The sequence below is a fragment of the Nitrospirota bacterium genome, from assembly GCA_016207905.1.
GTDB lineage: Bacteria > Nitrospirota > Thermodesulfovibrionia > Thermodesulfovibrionales > JdFR-86 > JACQZC01.
On record JACQZC010000028.1, the window covers coordinates 1 to 19,083 of the forward strand.

General features: G+C 42.3%; 17 protein-coding genes. 5 read left to right on the forward strand and 12 right to left on the reverse strand.

Annotation, left to right across the window (positions count from 1 at the left end; genetic code table 11):
- Positions 1 to 929, reverse strand: a 929-nt coding sequence (locus tag HY805_03410; protein MBI4823263.1) for a DmsE family decaheme c-type cytochrome, incomplete at its 3' end; no start/stop codon positions are given.
- Between the two features lie 301 nt (positions 930 to 1,230).
- On the opposite strand from HY805_03410, the gene HY805_03415 reads away from it, so the two are divergent.
- From HY805_03415 to tadA, 4 genes are read left to right on the forward strand one after another with little or no spacing between them, the layout of a single operon-like run.
- Complete coding sequence (locus HY805_03415) at positions 1,231 to 2,082, forward strand: DUF4388 domain-containing protein (protein ID MBI4823264.1); 852 nt, start codon at positions 1,231 to 1,233, stop codon at positions 2,080 to 2,082.
- Positions 2,079 to 2,447, forward strand: a complete 369-nt coding sequence (locus tag HY805_03420) for a response regulator (protein ID MBI4823265.1) — start codon at positions 2,079 to 2,081, stop codon at positions 2,445 to 2,447. Before HY805_03415 ends, HY805_03420 begins: the two co-directional genes overlap by 4 nt.
- Complete coding sequence (locus HY805_03425; GenBank protein ID MBI4823266.1) at positions 2,444 to 4,417, forward strand: chemotaxis protein CheA; 1,974 nt, start codon at positions 2,444 to 2,446, stop codon at positions 4,415 to 4,417. Before HY805_03420 ends, HY805_03425 begins: the two co-directional genes overlap by 4 nt.
- Entirely contained in the window at positions 4,410 to 5,225 is an 816-nt protein-coding gene (gene tadA / locus HY805_03430; GenBank protein ID MBI4823267.1) for a Flp pilus assembly complex ATPase component TadA, read from the forward strand. Before HY805_03425 ends, tadA begins: the two co-directional genes overlap by 8 nt.
- Position 5,226: 1 nt before the next feature.
- Here the strand turns inward: tadA and HY805_03435 are convergent, their stop codons facing one another.
- The 7 genes from HY805_03435 to HY805_03465 all read right to left on the reverse strand — a co-directional run bounded on the left by HY805_03435 (position 5,227) and on the right by HY805_03465 (position 13,769).
- Positions 5,227 to 6,444 (reverse strand): GTPase domain-containing protein, encoded by a 1,218-nt coding sequence (locus tag HY805_03435; GenBank protein ID MBI4823268.1) that lies wholly within the window; start codon positions 6,442 to 6,444, stop codon positions 5,227 to 5,229.
- Position 6,445: 1 nt separating this feature from the next.
- Positions 6,446 to 7,825 (reverse strand): sensor domain-containing diguanylate cyclase, encoded by a 1,380-nt coding sequence (locus tag HY805_03440; GenBank protein MBI4823269.1) that lies wholly within the window; start codon positions 7,823 to 7,825, stop codon positions 6,446 to 6,448.
- A complete protein-coding gene (gene secA / locus HY805_03445) occupies positions 7,826 to 10,447 on the reverse strand; it encodes a preprotein translocase subunit SecA (GenBank protein ID MBI4823270.1) in 2,622 nt (873 codons plus the stop codon). It lies immediately after the preceding gene.
- A gap of 166 nt (positions 10,448 to 10,613) precedes the next feature.
- A complete protein-coding gene (locus tag HY805_03450; GenBank protein ID MBI4823271.1) occupies positions 10,614 to 10,838 on the reverse strand; it encodes a DUF2283 domain-containing protein in 225 nt (74 codons plus the stop codon).
- On the reverse strand, positions 10,838 to 11,071 hold the full coding sequence (locus tag HY805_03455) for a DUF4258 domain-containing protein (protein ID MBI4823272.1): 234 nt from the start codon (positions 11,069 to 11,071) through the stop codon (positions 10,838 to 10,840). Before HY805_03455 ends, HY805_03450 begins: the two co-directional genes overlap by 1 nt.
- A gap of 134 nt (positions 11,072 to 11,205) precedes the next feature.
- Positions 11,206 to 12,414, reverse strand: a complete 1,209-nt coding sequence (locus tag HY805_03460) for a tetratricopeptide repeat protein (GenBank protein ID MBI4823273.1) — start codon at positions 12,412 to 12,414, stop codon at positions 11,206 to 11,208.
- Positions 12,414 to 13,769: a DnaJ domain-containing protein gene (locus HY805_03465; protein MBI4823274.1), complete on the reverse strand. Its 1,356-nt coding sequence runs from the start codon at positions 13,767 to 13,769 to the stop codon at positions 12,414 to 12,416. The genes HY805_03460 and HY805_03465 overlap by 1 nt, the downstream gene beginning before the upstream one ends.
- A 588-nt stretch (positions 13,770 to 14,357) precedes the next feature.
- Between HY805_03465 and HY805_03470 the strand changes: the two genes are divergently transcribed.
- Entirely contained in the window at positions 14,358 to 15,575 is a 1,218-nt protein-coding gene (locus HY805_03470) for an MFS transporter (protein MBI4823275.1), read from the forward strand.
- Between the two features lie 11 nt (positions 15,576 to 15,586).
- On the opposite strand, the gene HY805_03475 is transcribed toward HY805_03470, so the two are convergent.
- The 4 genes from HY805_03475 to HY805_03490 are packed head-to-tail and all read right to left on the reverse strand — an operon-like array spanning position 15,587 to position 18,931.
- The gene (locus tag HY805_03475; protein ID MBI4823276.1) at positions 15,587 to 15,766 is read right to left on the reverse strand and encodes a hypothetical protein; all 180 of its coding nucleotides are present in this window, start codon (positions 15,764 to 15,766) and stop codon (positions 15,587 to 15,589) included.
- On the reverse strand, positions 15,744 to 16,859 hold the full coding sequence (locus HY805_03480) for a response regulator (protein ID MBI4823277.1): 1,116 nt from the start codon (positions 16,857 to 16,859) through the stop codon (positions 15,744 to 15,746). The genes HY805_03475 and HY805_03480 overlap by 23 nt, the downstream gene beginning before the upstream one ends.
- 28 nt (positions 16,860 to 16,887) lie before the next feature.
- Complete coding sequence (locus HY805_03485; GenBank protein MBI4823278.1) at positions 16,888 to 17,916, reverse strand: rod shape-determining protein; 1,029 nt, start codon at positions 17,914 to 17,916, stop codon at positions 16,888 to 16,890.
- Positions 17,888 to 18,931 (reverse strand): N-acetylmuramoyl-L-alanine amidase, encoded by a 1,044-nt coding sequence (locus HY805_03490; protein MBI4823279.1) that lies wholly within the window; start codon positions 18,929 to 18,931, stop codon positions 17,888 to 17,890. The genes HY805_03485 and HY805_03490 overlap by 29 nt, the downstream gene beginning before the upstream one ends.
- Between the last annotated feature and the right edge of the window lie 152 nt (positions 18,932 to 19,083).

A 19,083-nucleotide genomic window follows, 5' to 3' on the forward strand; every position in this document is an offset into this window, starting at 1 on the left:
AGAGATGCGGTTCTATGTCCCTCGTGGCACTGAAGGCACAGGAATGGCTGGCTTGCTGTAAGGAGATGCCGATGTTGACTGCCATGAGGTCTGTGGCAGGAAGAGCAGTCATCTGTGTTGTCAGCATGCTCAAATACGAAAGGTCCTTCTTTGTCAGCGTGGCACTGTGTGCAGGTTGCCTTTACAGTTTCTTTTCTCAGGTTCTTTTCCCCAAGCGTTCCATGCGGCTCATGACAATCTGTGCACAGAACCTTTTTTTCAAGCACAGGGTGATGGCTCGGAAGGGAAAACTCTAACTTTATAGCCTCGTGACATTTTGTACACATCTGAAATGTCTCCCTCGGCTTTACTATGAGGTCAGGACCTTCATGAATCTTGTGGCAGTCAGAGCATGAGACATCATTTATTGCATGTAAGCTCGTATTCCAGTTATGTAGATTGAATGTAGCATTTGCAGTATGGCATTTAAGGCATATGAGGCTCATTGCAGGTGCAGGAATTGGCTCCTGCTTAATAAGAGTCTTTTCAAGTCCTGTAAGTGGTATAAATGTCTCATACTTACACGCTGTCTCTATGCCTTTTTCTTTATCCGCCGTAACTGTTTCTTCTGTGATACCTTCTACTGCGAGTGAGCCTGGGCCATGGCAGGACTCACAGTCAACGAGGGGAAGCCCTGATTTTGCTGAAAGCTGTGCACCCATTGTGCCTGCCTCAAAATCCCTTTTTATCTTGTCATGTGTGTGGCATGCCTTAAGACAGTTGTTTGTGCCTATGTAGTTGGCGTCGAATCTTCCAACTATCATTTTTTCGTATTCTTTTATGGGCATTATGGGCTTAGATATTCTGAGGCTCTCGCACCCCGAAATAGCAATAAACAGAACGAAAGAGGCAAAGGAAGCAATAACGAAAAACTTTTTAAAAGAAACCATCTTACCTCCTAAAAAAAAGCAAGTATGTGATAAAATATCAAATTAAAATGGGGAATGTCAAGGGTAATTATTTTCCATGTCAAACTCATGAATAAGTTCAGATACATATGAGACTGAAATGTTGTATATAAATTATTTTTATTTCCCACCCACTCGCCCCCTGTCTTAAGGTATGGGGGCAAAGCCCCCATACCCCCTATTATTGTCATTCCGACTTGTTCGGAATCCATCTTTCTTTTAAGAAGGATTCCCGACGCGCTTCGCTTGCGGGGAAACCCTTCCCCAGAAGTCTCTATCAGATATGCTCTTTGAGCTTGGAGCAGTTAAAAAGGATATTATAGAAAGGGTATCTAAAAAGAGAATAGAGAGGCTCATATACCAGATTTTGCTCTGGCAGGACGGAGAGTTTCAGTTCGAGCTGGACGACCTCGATATAGACGGAAAGGTCGATGTTACCGACCATGGATGGGAGATGTCAAAGGGACTCTCGCCTGAATATCTTCTGATGGAGGGAGCAAGGGTTTATGACGAGACCACACACGGAGTTTTTATCCCTGAGGAAGAGTTCTCTGCCGAAACATCCGATGACGAATGGGACAGGGAATGGGCAGGCAGAGAGGAGGACAGGAGAAAGGACATATCCTCTTTGAAGGCACTCACACAGGAACTGAGATTTCCAAATTCAACCTCTGAGATAACCCTCCTCATACTCAGGTTTGCAAGCGATATATTTCAGAGGGGAGTGCTTTTTACGGTTGGAGAGCGGGATATACGGGGGCTTGGGCAATTCGGTCTCGATATGGAGGAGGCAGACAAAAAGATAAGACATATAATCTTTCCTTATAACAAAAGTCCCTTCCTTTCGGGCATTATAAGGGAAGGCCGTTCGTATAAAGGGGCTATAGAAAAAGACCTTGTTGTGGAATTAATATTTACTGAGCTGGGAGAGGAATGGCCTCAAAAAGCTGCATTCTTTCCGATTATTGCGAATGAAAAGGTGGTGGCACTGCTTTATTGCGATAACCAGTCTTCGGGTGAAGAGTTAGCAGAGGCAGAAGGGCTTGAGATATTCGTAAGCCAGGCAGGTCTTGCGCTGGAAAAGGCAATTCTTCATCGCAGGCTCAAAGAGCTTGAGAAACAGGAGCAAAAATGAAAAACATCCTCATCGTTGAAGATTCCACAACAACCAGAGCGATGATAAGGAGCCTTCTCGAGGATACAGGAGATTTCGACATGGTAGAGGCCGCAACAGGCTTCGATGCCCTTAAAAAACTTCCGACGAAAAACTTCGACCTCATTATAACCGATATAAATATGCCTGACATAAATGGCCTCGAGTTTATAAGCTTCGTAAAGAGCGACCCGAGATATGCCAACATTCCACTACTGATAGTCAGCACAGAGAAAAGCGAGGAGGATAAAAAACGCGGCATGGCATTGGGTGCAAATGCATATATCACAAAGCCATTTAAGGCAAAGGAGCTTCAGGATATGGTAAAGGACCTTCTAAAGTCATGAAAGGCTCGGAAAAAGAATTTATAGTGGAGTCCGAGGAAATCCTCGAAGATGCAGGCAGACTTCTTCTTGAGATTCAGGACACACATAAAACAGGCATTGACCCCGATACTGTAAATGCCCTGTTCAGAAGCCTGCACACCCTGAAGGGGCTGTCAGGCCTGTTCGGATACAGTAGTGTCACTGAAATCAGCCACGCACTGGAGTCCATACTCGATGAGATAAGACTCGGAAAATTAGAAATTACCGAAGATTCCATTAGATTCCTTTTCAAATATATCGATACCTTGAAATACATAATCTCCGAGCTAAGACAAGACAGGCAGATAGATGTAGAGGCATACCTAAAAGATATCTCCGACTTTAGAGTATCCATCACATCCGTGTCCTCATCCCAAAGTCTTGAGGGCGTTATCGATAGCTCAATCCTTAAGGTTCTATCAGAGTACGAGGAGCACAGGCTTAAGACAAATGTTAAAGAGGGCAAGGGGATTTATCTTGTGAGAGCTGTTTTCAGCCTCGATGATTTCGATAAATCACTGGAGAACTTAACAAAGGTCATAAAGTCCATAGGAGAGCTTATCTCTACCCTTCCAACATCCCAGAATCTGCCTCCAAATTCCATAGGGTTTAATCTCTTATTGGGAACCCTCCTGCCTGCCGAGGAAGTTAAAAAGACAGTAAAGTTCGATATGACCGAGCTTTTAGCTCAGAAGATTTCTCAACCTCAGGCTCCGCTCATAAAAGAGACATCCGTTAAAACAGTATCCTCGACAGTAAGGGTGGATATAGAGAAGCTCGATAGAATCTTAAACACAATCGGAGAGCTCACCCTCGCAAAGGGCGCAGTGGCAAGAATCAGCAATGAGATGGCTGAAAATTACGGCTATACCCCTGTTGTCATAGACATCCACAAGGTGTCTCAAACCCTCGAAAGAAGGCTCGTTGAACTTCAGGACCAGGTGCTCGAGATAAGGATGGTGCCTATAGGACAGATATTTGGTAGGCTTTCGCAGGTCATAAGGAGATACTCAAAGGATGTGGGAAAGCAGATAGAGCTTCTCATGTATGGCGAGGATACGGAATTGGATAAATCCCTTGCCGAAGAGATAATAGACCCGCTTGTGCATATTGTGCGAAACGCAATAGACCATGGCATAGAGCCTCCTTCGGAAAGGCTAAGTAAGGGCAAAAAGGAAATAGCAACTGTCTCCTTAAAGGCATTTCAGAGGGGAAACCATGTCGTTATCGAGGTAAAAGACGATGGTGCAGGAATAGATGCCGAAAAGGTCAGAAAAAAGGCTTTAGAGAAAGGATTGATAGAGGAGGGCATGAAGCTTCAAAAAAAGGAATTGATAGAGCTCATATTCATGCCGGGCTTTAGCACAAAAGAAATCGTAAGCGAGGTCTCGGGAAGAGGCATAGGACTCGATATAGTCAGAGATAAACTGTCCAGTTTTGGAGGCTTTGCAGATGTTGACACAGAAAAAGGCATAGGCACGACATTTACGCTTACCATGCCTATAACGCTTGCAATAATCAAATCCCTTATCGTAAGGGTAGGCAGGGAGAGGGTTGCCATACCGCTGACATCGATAACAGAAACATTTATTGTGGAGCATAGTTTAATCCAGAACATCGAGGCAAGGGAGGTCTATAACCTGAGAGGTGCCATGCTTCCCTTGATAAGCCTTAAGAGAATGTTTAGAGTTAATGACATTGCATCCAAGGAAGGAGAAAAAAAGTCCTTTGCAGTCGTTGTTGGTTTTGGCGAAAGAAGGACAGGGCTTTTAGTAGATGAGCTTATGGGACAGCAGGAGATAGTTATAAAAAGCCTTGGAGATTACCTGAAAGGGCTAAAGGGGTTTGCAGGCGCAGCCGAGATAGGTAAGCACGAGGTCATATTAGTTATCGATGTAGAGGGTGTAATAGAGGAATCCTTACTGAAACAAAAAAGTGGTATCCATGTATAAGGAATTCTATAACCTACATTTGAAACCTTTCAGCAAAACACCTGACCCGAATTTCCTTTTCTTAAGCCGGACTCACGAAGAGGCACTGGCAAGACTGCAATATGCAGTGGAGGAAAAAGAACTTATTCTCTTAACAGGAGAGATTGGCTGTGGAAAAACCACCCTTACCAGGGCACTCATAGACTCACTTGGAGAAAAACATAGGATAATACTTATTCTTAATCCGAGATTGACTCCATCTCAGTTTCTTAGGGTTATTGCAAAGAGATTCGAAATCGATGTGCCAACGAATTTCAAAGACAGTCTGCTCGATGCCATATACGAAAAGGTTTATGCGGATTACGAGGCAGGAATCACTCCTGTTATAATCATAGACGAATCACAGCTTGTCCCTGACAAGCAGACCTTCGAGGAGATAAGACTCCTTACGAATTTCCAGCTGGATGATACCAATCTTCTGAGCCTCATCCTCGTAGGACAGCCTGACCTTAGGAGAAAGCTCAATTATAAGACATACCAGCCGCTCAGACAAAGGATAGGGCTTTTCTATCATGTAGGGCCGCTTGCAGAAGACGAGATAAAAGGATACCTGAAGCACAGGGTCTCTGTTGCAGGCAGAGCCGACACCCTGTTTACAGAGGATGCTATTTCTGCCATCTACAGGTATTCAGGCGGCATACCGAGAATGATAAACAGTATAGCAAATGCCGCACTCATCGAGGGCTATGGTATGGGCTGTCATCTGATAGATATTTCACTCATAGAGTCAGCAGGAAGAGAGATGGGATTAGACCAGAGGAATAATTAATTCAGAAAATCCCCCATTTCTTTTTGACCTTTGCCCCTAAGATAGAGGCATGTATCTCTTTAATGGCATTCGATAATTCTGTCTGTTTTGCCTTCAGCTCCTTTATTTCCCTTGACAGCTCTAAGAAGGAGTTTTCTACTAAGGAGGAAAGTCTCGAAAAGCTCTTCAGGCTTAGCTCGGCTCTTGAGTCCTGAGCATCTTTCGATAACCTTTCGATTGCATCCTTTATGGAGCTAACAGTGGTTTGCAGGTCAAAAAAACCTTCTTTCAGTCCCTCTAATTCGGGGTAACCACTTACCACTGCCTCCTCTGGAATACTTGCCCTTAATATTTCTTGCTCTATCTCGGGAATTTCTTCCTTCAATCGAGGAGCTATCTCCTCTTTTATTTCAGGAGCCATCACCTCTGTTGTCTCGGAGATGAGCAGTTCCCTGATGTCGGAAATTACCTTCTCGTTTATTTGAGGAGTAGGCTCTTTTATCTCGAGAGCCTGCTCCCGAAGTTCGATTATCTGCTCTTCTTCTAAGGTTTCCACTTCCTCGGGGAGTTCTTCTGTAATGGGGACCTCTACAGGTGCTTGGAGAACTGCCTCTGAAGGTGCAGTCTCCTCTTCCATTGGAGCTATCGATATTCTGTGCTTTTTCGAGATATCTTTCATCAGCTCCTTAGTTATCAATTGAAATGTCTCCTCGACCCCAGTGCCATCTATAGCAGATGCAGACACATATGAATAGTCCTTTGTGTTGAGGTCCCTATTGAGCTCTTCTATGGAGAAGATATTATTCAGGTCTCTTTTGTTGTATTGGAGGACAACCGGTATATCGTCGGGGTCTATGTTGTTTGAGGTGAGGTTTTCCCTCATATCGAGAAGGCTTTCTATATTTTGTTCCCGCATGTCTTTTTGAGAGTCAGCGACGAACACAACTGCATCGGCACCCTTAAGCACGAGTTTTCTCGTTGCATTATATCTTACCTGTCCTGGCACTGTATAGAGCTGAAACCTTATGCAGAAATCCTTTATCTTTCCAAGTGTAATAGGCATGAAGTCAAAAAACAGTGTTCTGTCCGATTCTGTTGCTAAGGATATGAGCTTGCTTTTTCCTTCCTTATCTAAGATTGGATGAAGATACTGGAGGTTAGTGGTCTTTCCACTGAGGCCCGGGCCATAATAGACCACCTTTAGAGTTATCTCTTTTGAGGCGTAATTAAAAAGAGCCATTTCAGACTATAGCAAACACACCGTTTCTCGTAGTGTGTTTGACTCTGTACATTGCCTCGTCAGCTACCCTCAGAAGGTCCTCTTTTGTCTTTGCAGATTCAGGGTATGCGGCTACCCCAAAGCTCGAGGTTACCTTGAGGCTATAGCCTTCTCTCCTTAAGAATGTATTTTGCTCTATTGCCTTTCTGATTCTCTCTGCAATTATAACCGCATCCGCGGCATTGGTCTGTGGTAGGACAATGACGAACTCATCGCCGCCATATCTTGCAACTATGTCTATGGTACGAAGCTGGTTTATGAGTATCTGACCCATCTCCACTAAGACCTTGCTTCCAACGAGATGGCCGTAGTTGTCATTGATGAGCTTAAAGTAATCTATATCCATGAATATCAGAGACAGGGGCGAATGGTATCTATTGCTCCTTATGACCTCTGTCTCTATGGTTCTGTTCAGGTATCTCGTATTAAAGAGCTTTGTAAGGTCATCCGTTACCACAAGCTCTTCCATCTTCTGGTAAAGGGATGTCCTTTCGAGAGCAAGTGCGGTCTGACTCGTAAGCCTCAAAAGGAGATTAAGGTCATCGTCGTTAAACGGCTCGCCGGTCTTTTTATTTATGACCTCAAGCACAGCAATGGTCTTTCCCTTGCTTTTGATTGGCACACACATGAGGGATTTAGTATTGAAATGTGTTTCCCTGTCTATCTTCGAGCAGAACCTTTTGTCCGTTGAGACATCAGGCACAACCACAGGAATGCCTTCTTTTGCGACCCACCCTGCAATGCCCTCTCCGGGCTTTAACCTGAACTTCTTTATTGTCTTTTTTGCCCTGCCCTCTGTCTTTTCAAATACGAGGTCCCCTGTCTCCTCATCCACCATAAGGATTGACCATGCCTCTGCCTTTGTCAGGTCTTTTAGCTTTTTCATTATCAAGACTAATATCTTATTCGTCTCGATGGATGATGTAAGGACTTTATTTATTTCCTCAAAAAACGAAAGCTCCTTTGTAACGATATTGAGCTTGGATTTAAGGTCAAGGTTTTTTTTATATAGCTCTTTTTCTCTTAGTATGCGGTTTACATGGTATATGAGTTCCTCCGCAGAAGGTTTATGCACCGCAAAAGAAAAGGGCTTTTTAAGCCAAGGAAGTAGGCTCTTTTTTGAATTCTCAAATGATACGACCAGTTTCGGGATGTCTGCGGATGACCTGATGATGTCGCTAACACCTTTAGAGGCATTATCGATTACTAAGATGTCTGCTTTATCGAGCCCAGCTATGACCTTCTTCTGACCTAATGTAAAACTTCGTACCTCATAGCCTCTCGATAAAAAAAGCTCTTTATGGCTATCGAGGTTTTTACCTATTAAAAAAATCTTAGGCATTTACACACCACAGCATTTCTTGTATTTTTTCCCGCTTCCGCATGGACACGGCTCGTTTCTGCCTGTTTTTTTACCTCTTACTACTGGCTCTACACTACCCATATCTTCGCCCTTATTATAGCTTAATCTATGTTTATTTGCAGTCTTTTTTAAATCTGCCTGTACGCTGACCTGAATCTTAAACAGCCTACTTAGGGCTTCCACAGAGAGTCTCTCTGTCATGTCGGCAAACATGGAGAATGCCTCTTTTTTGTACTCTGTAAGCGGGTCCCTCTGTCCATATCCCCTCAGTCCAATGCCCTCTTTTAGATGGTCCATTGCAAGAAGGTGGTCTTTCCACTGAGAGTCAACTATCTGAAGCAGGAGCACCTTTTCGAGGTGCCGCATCATCTCAGAGCCTACCTCTTTTTCCTTGTTCTCGTAGGCAGTCTTTACTTCATTAATAAGGAACTCCCTTAAAGGCTCGGTTTCTTTAGTCAGGCTCTCAAAAGGCACTGATATGGAGAATATGCCGTATAAGGCATCCTTGAGTCCGTTAATGTTCCATTGCTCTATGTGTTTTCCTTCGGGGCAGTAAATAAATAGGAGTTCATCTATAGCATCCTCTGCCATCTCGAAAAGCCTTTCCCTAAGGTTTTCTCCTCCCTGAAGGATTTCACGCCTGAATGCATATATCTCTGTTCTTTGTTTGTTCATCACATCGTCGTATTCAATGAGATGCTTTCTTATATCAAAGTTATGTGCCTCGACCTTTTTCTGAGCATTCTCCACTGCCTTAGAAACCATCCTGTTTTCAATGGGTATGTCTTCTTCCATACCGAGCCTGTCCATCAGTCCCTTAATCCTGTCAGAGCCGAATATTCTCATGAGGTCATCTTCGAGGGATAGGTAAAACCTCGATGAGCCCGGATCCCCTTGTCTTCCTGAGCGCCCACGAAGCTGATTATCTATTCTTCTTGCCTCATGTCTTTCTGTGCCCAATATATGAAGTCCGCCTGCACTTATGACCCTTTCCCTGTCTTTTAAGCATATCTCTTTTGCACGCTCGGATGCCTGTTTTTGCTCCTCTAAAGGCTCTTTTTCGTCTGCAAGGAGTTCCTTTGTCAATCCTGCTGGATTGCCTCCGAGGATTATATCCGTGCCTCTGCCTGCCATGTTTGTGGCTATCGTAACTGCTTCACTTTTTCCTGCCTGTGCAATAATCTCTGCCTCTTTTTCATGGTATTTTGCATTGAGCACAGAGTGGGGGATGCCGATTTTTTTAAGCATCCTGCTTAGAACCTCTGATTTCTCGATAGATATAGTGCCAACCAAGACAGGCTGTCCTTTCTTATGCCTGCCTTGTATTTCATTTACGATGGCAGAGAACTTATTTTTTTCGGTTTTATAAATAAAATCCGATGCATCCGTTCTTATCATAGGCATATGGGTCGGAACGACTATGACATCGAGGTTATATATCTTGGCAAACTCCTCTGCCTCTGTGTCAGCAGTGCCTGTCATGCCTGAAAGCTTTCTATACATCCTGAAGTAATTCTGAAATGTTATTGTAGCGAGTGTCTGGTTTTCGGACTCTATCTTTACAGCCTCTTTTGCCTCTATTGCCTGATGAAGGCCATCCGACCATCTTCTGCCAGGCATAAGCCTTCCTGTGAATTCGTCCACTATTAGGACCTCTCCGTCTTTCAGGACATAGTCCACATCCCTCTTGAAAAGGTTATGAGCCTTTAGTGCCTGAAGCACATGATGAACAAGCTCTATATTCGATGGGTCATAGAGGTTTCCTGCACCAAGCAGTTGTTCAGTCTTTATATTGCCTTCCTCTGTGAGTATTGCTGTTTTTGCCTTTTCATCTATTGTGTAATCCGTGCCTTTTATGAGTTTAGGCACAATCTGATTTATCCTATAGTACTTACCAGTGGATTCCTCGGAAGGCCCTGATATGATAAGTGGGGTTCTTGCCTCATCGATGAGTATGCTGTCAACCTCATCCACGATTGCATAGTTAAGCTCTCTTTGGACATAGTGGGAGATATCGTACTTCATGTTGTCCCTGAGGTAGTCAAAGCCAAACTCGTTGTTTGTGCCGTATGTTATATCCGAGTTATAAGACATCTGTCTTTGCTCATCGGTCATGCCATGGACAATAACGCCTACACTCATACCGAGGAAGTTATAGATTGGTCCCATCCAATGTGCATCCCTTCTTGCAAGGTAATCGTTCACTGTGACTACATGGACACCCTTGCCTTCAAGGGCATTGAGGTAAACAGGCAGGGTGGCAACGAGGGTTTTTCCTTCGCCTGTTTTCATCTCTGAGATCTTACCTTCGTGAAGCACGATTCCACCTAAGAGCTGGGCATCAAAATGCCTCATCTCAAGTGTTCTCTTTGAGACCTCCCTTACAACGGCAAATGCCTCTGGCAAGATGTCATCGAGGCTTTCTCCTCCTCCTTCATCGAGCCTTTTTCTAAACTCATCTGTCTTAGCCCTAAGCTCTGCATCGGAAAGAGAGGCTATCTTTGGCTCAAGAGAGGTTATCTCTTCTACAAGAGGCCAGAGCCTCTTAATCTCCCTTTCGTTTTTTGTGCCAAAGATCTTTCTTAAAAGTATTTGAACCATATATCTTATAATAAATTACCTATGAGATTATTGCAATGGAGCGAATTGCCTCATCAAAAATCTTGACGAAAAGGGATACTCAGGTATTGGGGCTTTGCCCTAAACCCTACTTCTTTTCTTAAATGCATAAGAAAAGAAGCAACTGAGATTTAACAAAAGGGCTTCCTTAAGCAGTTACTGGCTTTTCTACCATTACTTTTTCAAATGCCTGAATAATAAGCTGTTTGGTGTCTGCTTTTTCTGAAGCTGAAAGAACTTCAATTCCAACAACATTGCCGTCTTTATCATAGTCCATGATTATATCTTCGGTTATCTCATCAGTATTAGCGATATCGGTTTCTTTTAGCCTGATATAAATCGCATCTGCTTCATGGGAATAATGTATTCTCATTAGTCTCCTCCTATATATTTCTTAACCTTGTCGGTTAAGTATACCGTGATAAGGCTTTCACCCTCTGTTACTACTCTAATAAGCTTATCACCCATTATCTTTTGATATATTTTACGGTTTTTCTTTCCAGTTACCACCTTATCAGGATTGTTAATAGCTTTTTCAACTAACTCTTTTGAAATTTTTCTCTCAATCAGTTGTATTTCTATATGGTCTGTCCACCTCCATTCCATAATAAATTATAGCATATTGATGTGTATAGATTTTCTTTTCATGTCAGGAAAGATGTGGGAAGGTTTTCTATGTTCTTTTTAGGGGTAATGCCATTATCTTTAAGGAATTGCAATGGTTTGCATGGTCTTATATATCACCAGTCAATTCCCTGTGACCTTAAAAACTCCTGAGCAGGCTCATAACCTAATCTTGCGGCTATTTTATAGTCATTAATAGCTCTCTGATAATCGCCTAAAAGACTATAAGCAAGCCCCCGATTGTAATAAGCCTTGGCATATTCAGGGTTTAACTCAATTGCCTTGTTAAAGTCCTTTATTGCCTCTTGATAATTGCCTACAAGACTATACGCAGAGCCCCGCATGGTATAAGCTACCGCATCTTCAGGGTTTAGCTCAATTGCCTTGGTATAGTCATTAATTGCCTTGTTATAGTCATTGATAGCCCTCTGAGAATCGCCTAATTTAGCATAAACAAGCCCCCGACTGTAATAAGCTACCGCATCTTCAGGGTTTAGCTCAATTACCTTGTTATAGTCTTTTATTGCCTCTTGATAATTGCCTAATTTTCCATAAGCAAGCCCCCGATTGTAATAAGCAGAAGCATAATCGGGCTTTATTTTTATTGCCTGCTTATATGCCTCAATAGCTTCTTTATACATGCCTGATTCGGTATAAACAACACCAAGATTAGTATATGCAACGCCTAGATTAAGACAAGCATATGCATCAGCAGGCTTTAACCGAATTGCTTGTTTGTATGCATTTATTGCATCTTTATTCATACCTAATCCATGCAAGACAACACCAAGATTAAAATGAGCATCAGCAAAATCAGGCTTTATCTGGATAGCCTGCATGAGTGCCTCTGTTTTTTCTTCATCCATACCTAACTGACCATATGCATTACCAAGATTAAAATAAGCTTCTTCATCATCAGGTTTAAACTGAATGGCCTGTTTATATGCTTCTATGGCTTCTTTATATCTTCCTAACTCGGCGTAAGCGAGACCAAGAAAAACATAGCCCACTTCGGAGGTAGGGGCAATTTTTACCATTTGGTTGAATACCTTAACTGCTTCTCTATGCATGCCGTATTTACTGTATGCAACGCCAAGATTAAGATGAGCATCAGCACTATCTGGATTTTTCTCAACCTCAGCCTCAGCCTTCTCAAGCTCATCTATAGGCTCAAGGCTTGAAGTCGTGGGTTCTGGCATTGATATTTCAGGAACAGGTTTTGTTTCATTTAATCCTCTGGCAATTAATCCCTTCTTTTTCTGAGGGTCAAACTTTACAAGGGAATCGGTTTTTTTAATTAATGGGTTTTTATTTTCTTTTTCCATTAAGCCAAATCCTTTGCAAGATTTTTGAATTCCTGTTTTACTTTCCTGAGGTCTTCTTCCTTTTGCTTTATTTCAGCCATTAACTTATCTTCCATTTCTTTTAATAAGTCTCTGTCCTGTGCGGAAGCCTCATCCGCTCTTTGTTTAAACTTATAAGTATCACTTCCCTTTATTGATAAAAGCTCTTCCTCAAGTCTTGAGATAATCTCATCAAGCTTTTCACTTTCATTTTGCAATCTTTGGAATTCTTCTTCTAAGGTCTCTCTGAAAAATGTTCTTTCAGGAGCTTTTAATCTCATGGCTAATTCTTCCATCTTCTCTAAGTCTTTATCATTATAAGCCTGATTTATCTCTGCCATTATTTTATGGAATCTCTCTTTTTCTTCTGGAGTTTGTGCCATGTCAGGATGATATTTTTTAGCAAGCTCTCTGTATAAAGATTTTAGCCTTTTTTCAGACTCTTCATCCAGTTCTGGCTTTTCTTTGACAGCCTCGTATTCTTCTGTATACCGCTCTGCCTCTTCTTTTTCCTCTCTGATTTGCTCATAGTCACTTCTGAAATGCTCTTTTATCGTCTTTTCCAAATCAACAAGATTTTTAACTTTCCCTGTTTTCAGTAGCTCAATCCTTTTAAGATACTCCTTTATTGATAGCTCCAACCCATCAAGGTTTACATACAGAATACCAATTTGACTATGGTATTTTGCCTCAAAGAATGCAAGCTCTCTTTTCAAACTGACAACCTCTTCTGATAGCTCAGATATAATGTCTCTTTTAAAAGTTATTTCTTCCTTTGTTTCAGCTATTGATGCTTCTGTTGATTCCTCAAGTGCTAATTCTTCAGTTTCAGGTGGGTCTGGCGGGTCAGGGATAGAAGTAAACTCTTTTTGCAGATCTTCTTTATATTCTGTATCATCAAATACAGTATCATCAGAGACATACGTTCTTCTTTTAAGTTTCTCTGCTTTTTCTGCAGCCATAAAGGCACGAAGCATAAGCCATTCAGGACCTAAAAAAAGAATAAAAGCAATAAATACAAATGTAACTGTGCCTAATAAAGATTCGATAAAACTATACTTAATCCACCCAGCGATAAAAATAAATACAGCTATAAATGGCCAAAATGCCATGTAAAACCCAATAGTCAAATATAATACAATCGGAATAAGAATAGCTTTTAACCATTCACCTTGAAACACTAACCATATACCTACAATAAGAGGACCGAGTTGAAGTGCTATGCTCCATAACAAAGCAATTCCTGCATATAAATAGGCTTTAGCATTATTTGTTTTATGAAGGAGTTCTCCGGTTGAGTGGAATATAGACCAATGGCGTGTCTTGATGCCTCTCACTTTTTAATCACCTTACCACAATTTTTCTTAGCCTTTTAGTCTTCTCTTCCATTCCACCAAGTCAATAAACCCATAACCCCTTAATCCTAACACAACCCCCCTCTCTCTTTAAAGGGAAAAGGCAGCTGATAGAGCAGGAAAGCAGAAGTAACTGAGATTCTGGAATAAGTTCAGAATGACATTTTAAAGCGGATGGATTCTGGACAAGCCAGAATGACGGATGTGGAAATGGAAATAGTGAAGCATTTCAGGTGAAGGATTTCAGGTGAAGGATTTCATCTTGACTGCTTCCAAAAGACAATGCTATAGTGCGACAGGGTAGAGGGGTCCCCGAAAAATCGCAAGATTTTTCGGGGCAGAGATGAAAAAGGCGGCAATTTGAACAAAATGAAAAAGATTGAACACTCTGACGATAAAAATGAAGATAATTCAAGCACTTAGGGAATTCAACTTGAACCTATAAAAAAAGGAGATGGCAACGAATGTAATGACAACAAAGGACTGGATTCCCCGAACAAGCATGCCCTCTGACTTGTTCAGAGGGTCGGGGAATGACAAAAGGTGTGAGGCAACGAATGGATGGGTGACATGGGGATTCGGAATAAGAGGCAGATAATAAGCTGGTGTTTTTATGACTTTGCAAACTCCAGTTATTCGGCTGTTATCTCAGCAGTGGTATTCCCTGTATTTTATGCAAATTACATTGTTGGCTATGGAGGGGATTTATGGTGGGGTAGGGCGGTCTCTTTGAGCATGGCGGCTGTTGCACTCAGCTCTCCTTTTATTGGCGGGATTTCGGATTTTGGGGGGATGAGAAAGAGGTTCCTTTTCATCTATACACTTATAGCAGTGATTTCGGTTTCAATGTTTTCGGTCATTGAAAAGGGCATGGTAGTCGAGGGGTTTTTGCTCATTGTCATTGCCAACATAGGCATGGAAGGCGGTGTGGTTTTCTATAACTCCTTTCTTACAGACATAGCTCCTAAGGGGTATCAGGGTAGGGTGTCTTCATGGGGCTATGCAGTTGGCTATGCAGGCTCTGTCATTTCCCTTGTCCTTGCCCTCCCACTTCTAAGAAAAGGGCTTTATGCCGAAATCTGGCTCTTGGTGGCTTTATTTTTTTTAGTCTTTTCAATCCCTACTTTCCTTTATCTTCCTCCTGACAGAAAGCAAGGCAGGCTTATCCCTTCTGCATCAAAGGGCATGAAGTCTTCATGGAGGACATTAAAAAACATATGGGAAAACAGGGAATCGAGAAAGTTTCTCATAGCATATCTTATTTACGAAGACGGTGTGAATACGGTTATCGTGTTTTCAAGTATTTTTGCGGCAAGCACATTTGGTTTTAATGCCGTTGAGCTGATAGGGCTTTATCTTGTCGTTCAGGTAACAGCACTTTTAGGTGCATTCCTTATGGCAAAGCCAATTGATTTATGGGGGCCAAAAAAAGTGGTCTCTTTATCGTTAATCCTCTGGAGTGCTGTGGCAGTGTCAGCCTATTTTGCAGACTCAAAACAGGAATTCTATCTTGTAGCCTCGATTGCAGGCTTAGGGCTTGGAACCGTTCAGGCAAGCTCAAGGGCATTCTTTGCCCAGTTCATTCCTCAGGGACATGAATCAGAGTACTTTGGCGTTTACTCTATGGTTGGAAAGTCCTCTGCAATTATTGGACCATACTCATTTGGCTATATATCCACTTTTACAGGAAGCCAGAGACTTGCGGCATTATTTATCGCAGTGTTTTTCCTTGCAGGATTAATGCTCATCCGTATGGTCAAAGATGGATTGCCTAATGTGGCTAAGTGATAAGAGCTTTTTTATTCGGTGGCAAAAAAGACAACGGCTTGAATCTTCTTTGTATCCATTATAGCCTGTGCCTTGCTCAATGCGGATTTTTTGCTATATGATTCAGAAGAAAGTACCCTATAAATGGTCTTGCCGTCTTTTGAAGTTCCTTTAGAGACGAATGTCTCCTCAGCCTTTGCCTTTAGGTCCAAGACAAGGGAATGTCTCCTCAGCCTTTGCCTTTAGGTCCAAGACAAGGGCATTTGCGTTTTTCTCGCTTGAAAACGCACCAAACTGAACATAATAAGCTGGTTTTTTAGGAACTTGCCCTTTAAGTTCTATCTGAGGTGCCTCTATATCTGCCAGTATAACCTCGGGCTCGATTGTAATATGGGGTTTTTTCAAAGGCTTTGATGCAGTATCAGCAGTACTCAGCACTTCAGCAGGTCTTCTACCTATGTCAACCTGGGGTTTTCTTTGGAGATACCAATAAACCGCAAAACCTAAAACCGCAACAACGAGCACTGCTATCGCAGGCACTCTGATATTACGACTCTTAGAAGAGACTTTCAGTCTTTTTTTCTTTTTAGTACTCTCCTTTTTTCCCAAGACTGGTTCGGATATAGGCGTGAAGACCTCTGCTGTTTCCTCGGTCTCGGATGGAAAAAACTCATCAGGCTCTTTAATGGGCTTAACAGGCTCTGTTTTGGGCTTTTGTGGAGGAGTGGGTTTTTCTATAATCAGCTTTTCTTCCTCAGGCATTGCAGATGGCTCTTTTTCGGTCTCCTCGAACATATCTTTTTTTATGATGGGTTCTTTGACCCTGAAGTCCTCGAAGGCTTCTTCTTGTGGCTCTTCCACCTGTGGTAAATCCCATGTAGTTGACACTACAGGCTCTTCAGGCTCAAAAGGAGGAACCTCTTTTTCTTCAGGCATGGCTAAAGGAGCAATAATCGAGTTGACCTTTGAGGCAATATCATCCGAAGTGAAAGGTTTTTTTAGAAAATCGACAATGCCATAAAGACTTTTGTATCTTGGGTCGAATTTACTTTCCCTTATGGTCAAAAGCACAATTGGAGTATCCTTTAAGGCAGGAATATTACGAATAGACTTGCATATCTCAAGCCCTGTGCCTGGGGTTGCAAGGTTTAGGAATATCAGCAGGGGAGTGACTTTTTTTGCCATTGTAATCGAGGCATCTCCGCTCGATGCGGAAAACACAAGATAGCCTTCCGGCTCTAAAGTTTTTGAGATTAGCGATGAAGACGCTGTATCATTGTCTATGACGAGAACCGTTTTTTTCATAGCGTTACCATTTTAACATATTTCTTTTTTAAAGTTGCTCCCAATATTTCGTTGGCATATCCATTGCAAGTTTTAGTGCTCCGTTTGAGCCTGCATACATAGGGTCTTCAACACATATTACCTTACACTCGCCAAATATACCTTTAAGAGATACCTCTAAAGACTGGTTAATGCTCCGAATCTGACTTCCGCCTCCTGCAATGATAATGTTGTTCTTTATCTTTGCCTGAAACTCAGGGTCAAACCTTGCAACCATAAGAGAGACCGTCTCTATAATAGGCGGAAGAATGCTCTCGCAGGCTCTCTTTAGCTCGTTTGTTATGTCATGCATAATAGGCTTTCCCTCGACTGGCAATTCAACCTGAACAATGCTGGTCGCATTGCCTACGAAGGAGTGTTTTTCTTTGTATTGTCTAACCATGTTTACATTGAACTTTGAGCCGGGGTATTTCTCGGAAAGATAGCTGAAAAGCTGTTCGTCGATATAGTCGCCTGCAGTAAACAGGGTCTTTTGGTCTTCCTCTGTTGGCATGGCGCCATGCATAATGCAGAGGTCCACTGTTCCTGCTCCAATGTCTATTATCATTGCGTTATTGAGAAGGTCTAACCCATAAGCAACTGCAAAGGGCTCTGTAACGACCATCAGGGAGCTCACATAGCCTGAAACCGCTTTTCTGATGGCAAGCTTGTTGACCTTAAGTGTGTCAGCAGGCACTCCAACTATTGCATAAATCTTTTGCTCTTTCGAGGGCTTTGCAATCTGTATAAGATGTCCGATTAGCTCTCTAACAGCCTCTTCGTTTCTCTCGATGCCCTCCTTTATGACGCCCCGCTCAAGAGGCCTGTAAAGCTCGAGAGATAGCCTGTTTTCAAGGGCATCGGAGCCAAAAAGTATGCTCTTTCCTACAACCTTTGCCGATATAAAGTCCCTTGGCCATCCGACATAGCTCTGAACCCATTCCCTCTTGCCATTGCTTGCCGAGACAGAGCTTCTCGATGTGCCAAGGTCTATTCCAACATACAGGATGTTATTGCCTGTTTCCTCTTTTTGCTTCATATGTTGTTTCTCCTTTTTTCATATAATTTAGTATTCCATATTCAAGGTATCTGGCTATGTCGTTTCTGTAATTGTCTGTATGCAGTTTCAGCTCCTCCTGCTTGTTGCTAAGGCATGAGACCTCTGTTAGCACTCCTGGCATCTCTATGCCAAGGAGCACCATAAAGGGCGCCCTCTTTATGCCATAATTAAAGACCCTACTACCCTGACCTCTGATATTAAAATAAAGACTGTCCTGAATGAAAGATGCAAATTTTCTGGACTCCTCCTGCTTCAATGTATCACCTATCTTTTCAATGACCTCCTTGAACTCGCTTAGCCTGTAATGGGAGTCTGCATTTTCCTTTGCGGCAAGCTGAAGAGTTTCGTCATCTGCCGAGGGGCCAAAATAGTAGGTTTCAATCATGTTTATAGGTTTTGAAGGCAGATAATTGACATGTATAGAGATGAAAAGGTCAGCCATATTGGAGTTTGCAATCTCTATCCTTTTTGTAAGGGGAATCGTCTCGTCTCTGTTTCTTGTAAGAAGGATATTGAAGTCTCCATGAAGCTCAAGCCTTGCTTTAAGCTTTAAGGCTATGTCTAAGGCAATGTCCTTTTCCATAATTCCGAGACCGCCTCTTGTGCCCGGGTCAGAGCCGCCATGTCCGGGGTCTATGACAATCGTCTTTACGCCAAGACCAAACATCTGCTTTACAGGTATCTCCTTTTTCTCAAGCATGGAAAGATACTCAGACGGAATGACTCTTTCTTCTGCTGAGGAATGAGGTTCACTGTTTTTTATAGGAGAAACACTGATTGTTTGAGTTTCATTGGAAAAGTAAAAAGTCGAATTCAGAAAATCCGCATTGCCTATAACCACTAATATCATGATATAGAGGAATAGGAAGTGCCCTCTCAGGAAAATGGGCATTTTCCATGATACAGTCGGGTTTTTTCCGACAATCCTTAGGTTATCCTCATATACTGCCTTGAGGATTGTGTGCCTGCCTTTTCTCAGTCTTGTAAAAAGCATTCTCTATTATCTAAAAAACCTCTTAAAGTATCAAGAGGAAAATTATCTTAAAACAATAGAATTATTCCATAAAGGCATTGGGGAATTCAAGGGGGCGAGGGGAGATTATTGAATTATCTCAAATTCATATGTGTTGAACCCATACAGGGGGG

Bases quoted from the DNA above. Each gene is read 5' to 3' on its own strand.
- HY805_03415 (MBI4823264.1), top strand. From the start codon at position 1,231: ATGCTCTTTGAGCTTGGAGCAGTTAAAAAGGATATTATAGAAAGGGTA.
- HY805_03420 (MBI4823265.1), top strand. From the start codon at position 2,079: ATGAAAAACATCCTCATCGTTGAAGATTCCACAACAACCAGAGCGATG.
- HY805_03425 (MBI4823266.1), top strand. From the start codon at position 2,444: ATGAAAGGCTCGGAAAAAGAATTTATAGTGGAGTCCGAGGAAATCCTC.
- tadA (MBI4823267.1), top strand. From the start codon at position 4,410: ATGTATAAGGAATTCTATAACCTACATTTGAAACCTTTCAGCAAAACA.
- HY805_03435 (MBI4823268.1), bottom strand. From the start codon at position 6,444: ATGGCTCTTTTTAATTACGCCTCAAAAGAGATAACTCTAAAGGTGGTC.
- HY805_03440 (MBI4823269.1), bottom strand. From the start codon at position 7,825: ATGCCTAAGATTTTTTTAATAGGTAAAAACCTCGATAGCCATAAAGAG.
- secA (MBI4823270.1), bottom strand. From the start codon at position 10,447: ATGGTTCAAATACTTTTAAGAAAGATCTTTGGCACAAAAAACGAAAGG.
- HY805_03450 (MBI4823271.1), bottom strand. From the start codon at position 10,838: ATGAGAATACATTATTCCCATGAAGCAGATGCGATTTATATCAGGCTA.
- HY805_03455 (MBI4823272.1), bottom strand. From the start codon at position 11,071: ATGGAATGGAGGTGGACAGACCATATAGAAATACAACTGATTGAGAGA.
- HY805_03460 (MBI4823273.1), bottom strand. From the start codon at position 12,414: ATGGAAAAAGAAAATAAAAACCCATTAATTAAAAAAACCGATTCCCTT.
- HY805_03470 (MBI4823275.1), top strand. From the start codon at position 14,358: ATGGGGATTCGGAATAAGAGGCAGATAATAAGCTGGTGTTTTTATGAC.
- HY805_03480 (MBI4823277.1), bottom strand. From the start codon at position 16,859: ATGAAAAAAACGGTTCTCGTCATAGACAATGATACAGCGTCTTCATCG.
- HY805_03485 (MBI4823278.1), bottom strand. From the start codon at position 17,916: ATGAAGCAAAAAGAGGAAACAGGCAATAACATCCTGTATGTTGGAATA.
- HY805_03490 (MBI4823279.1), bottom strand. From the start codon at position 18,931: ATGCTTTTTACAAGACTGAGAAAAGGCAGGCACACAATCCTCAAGGCA.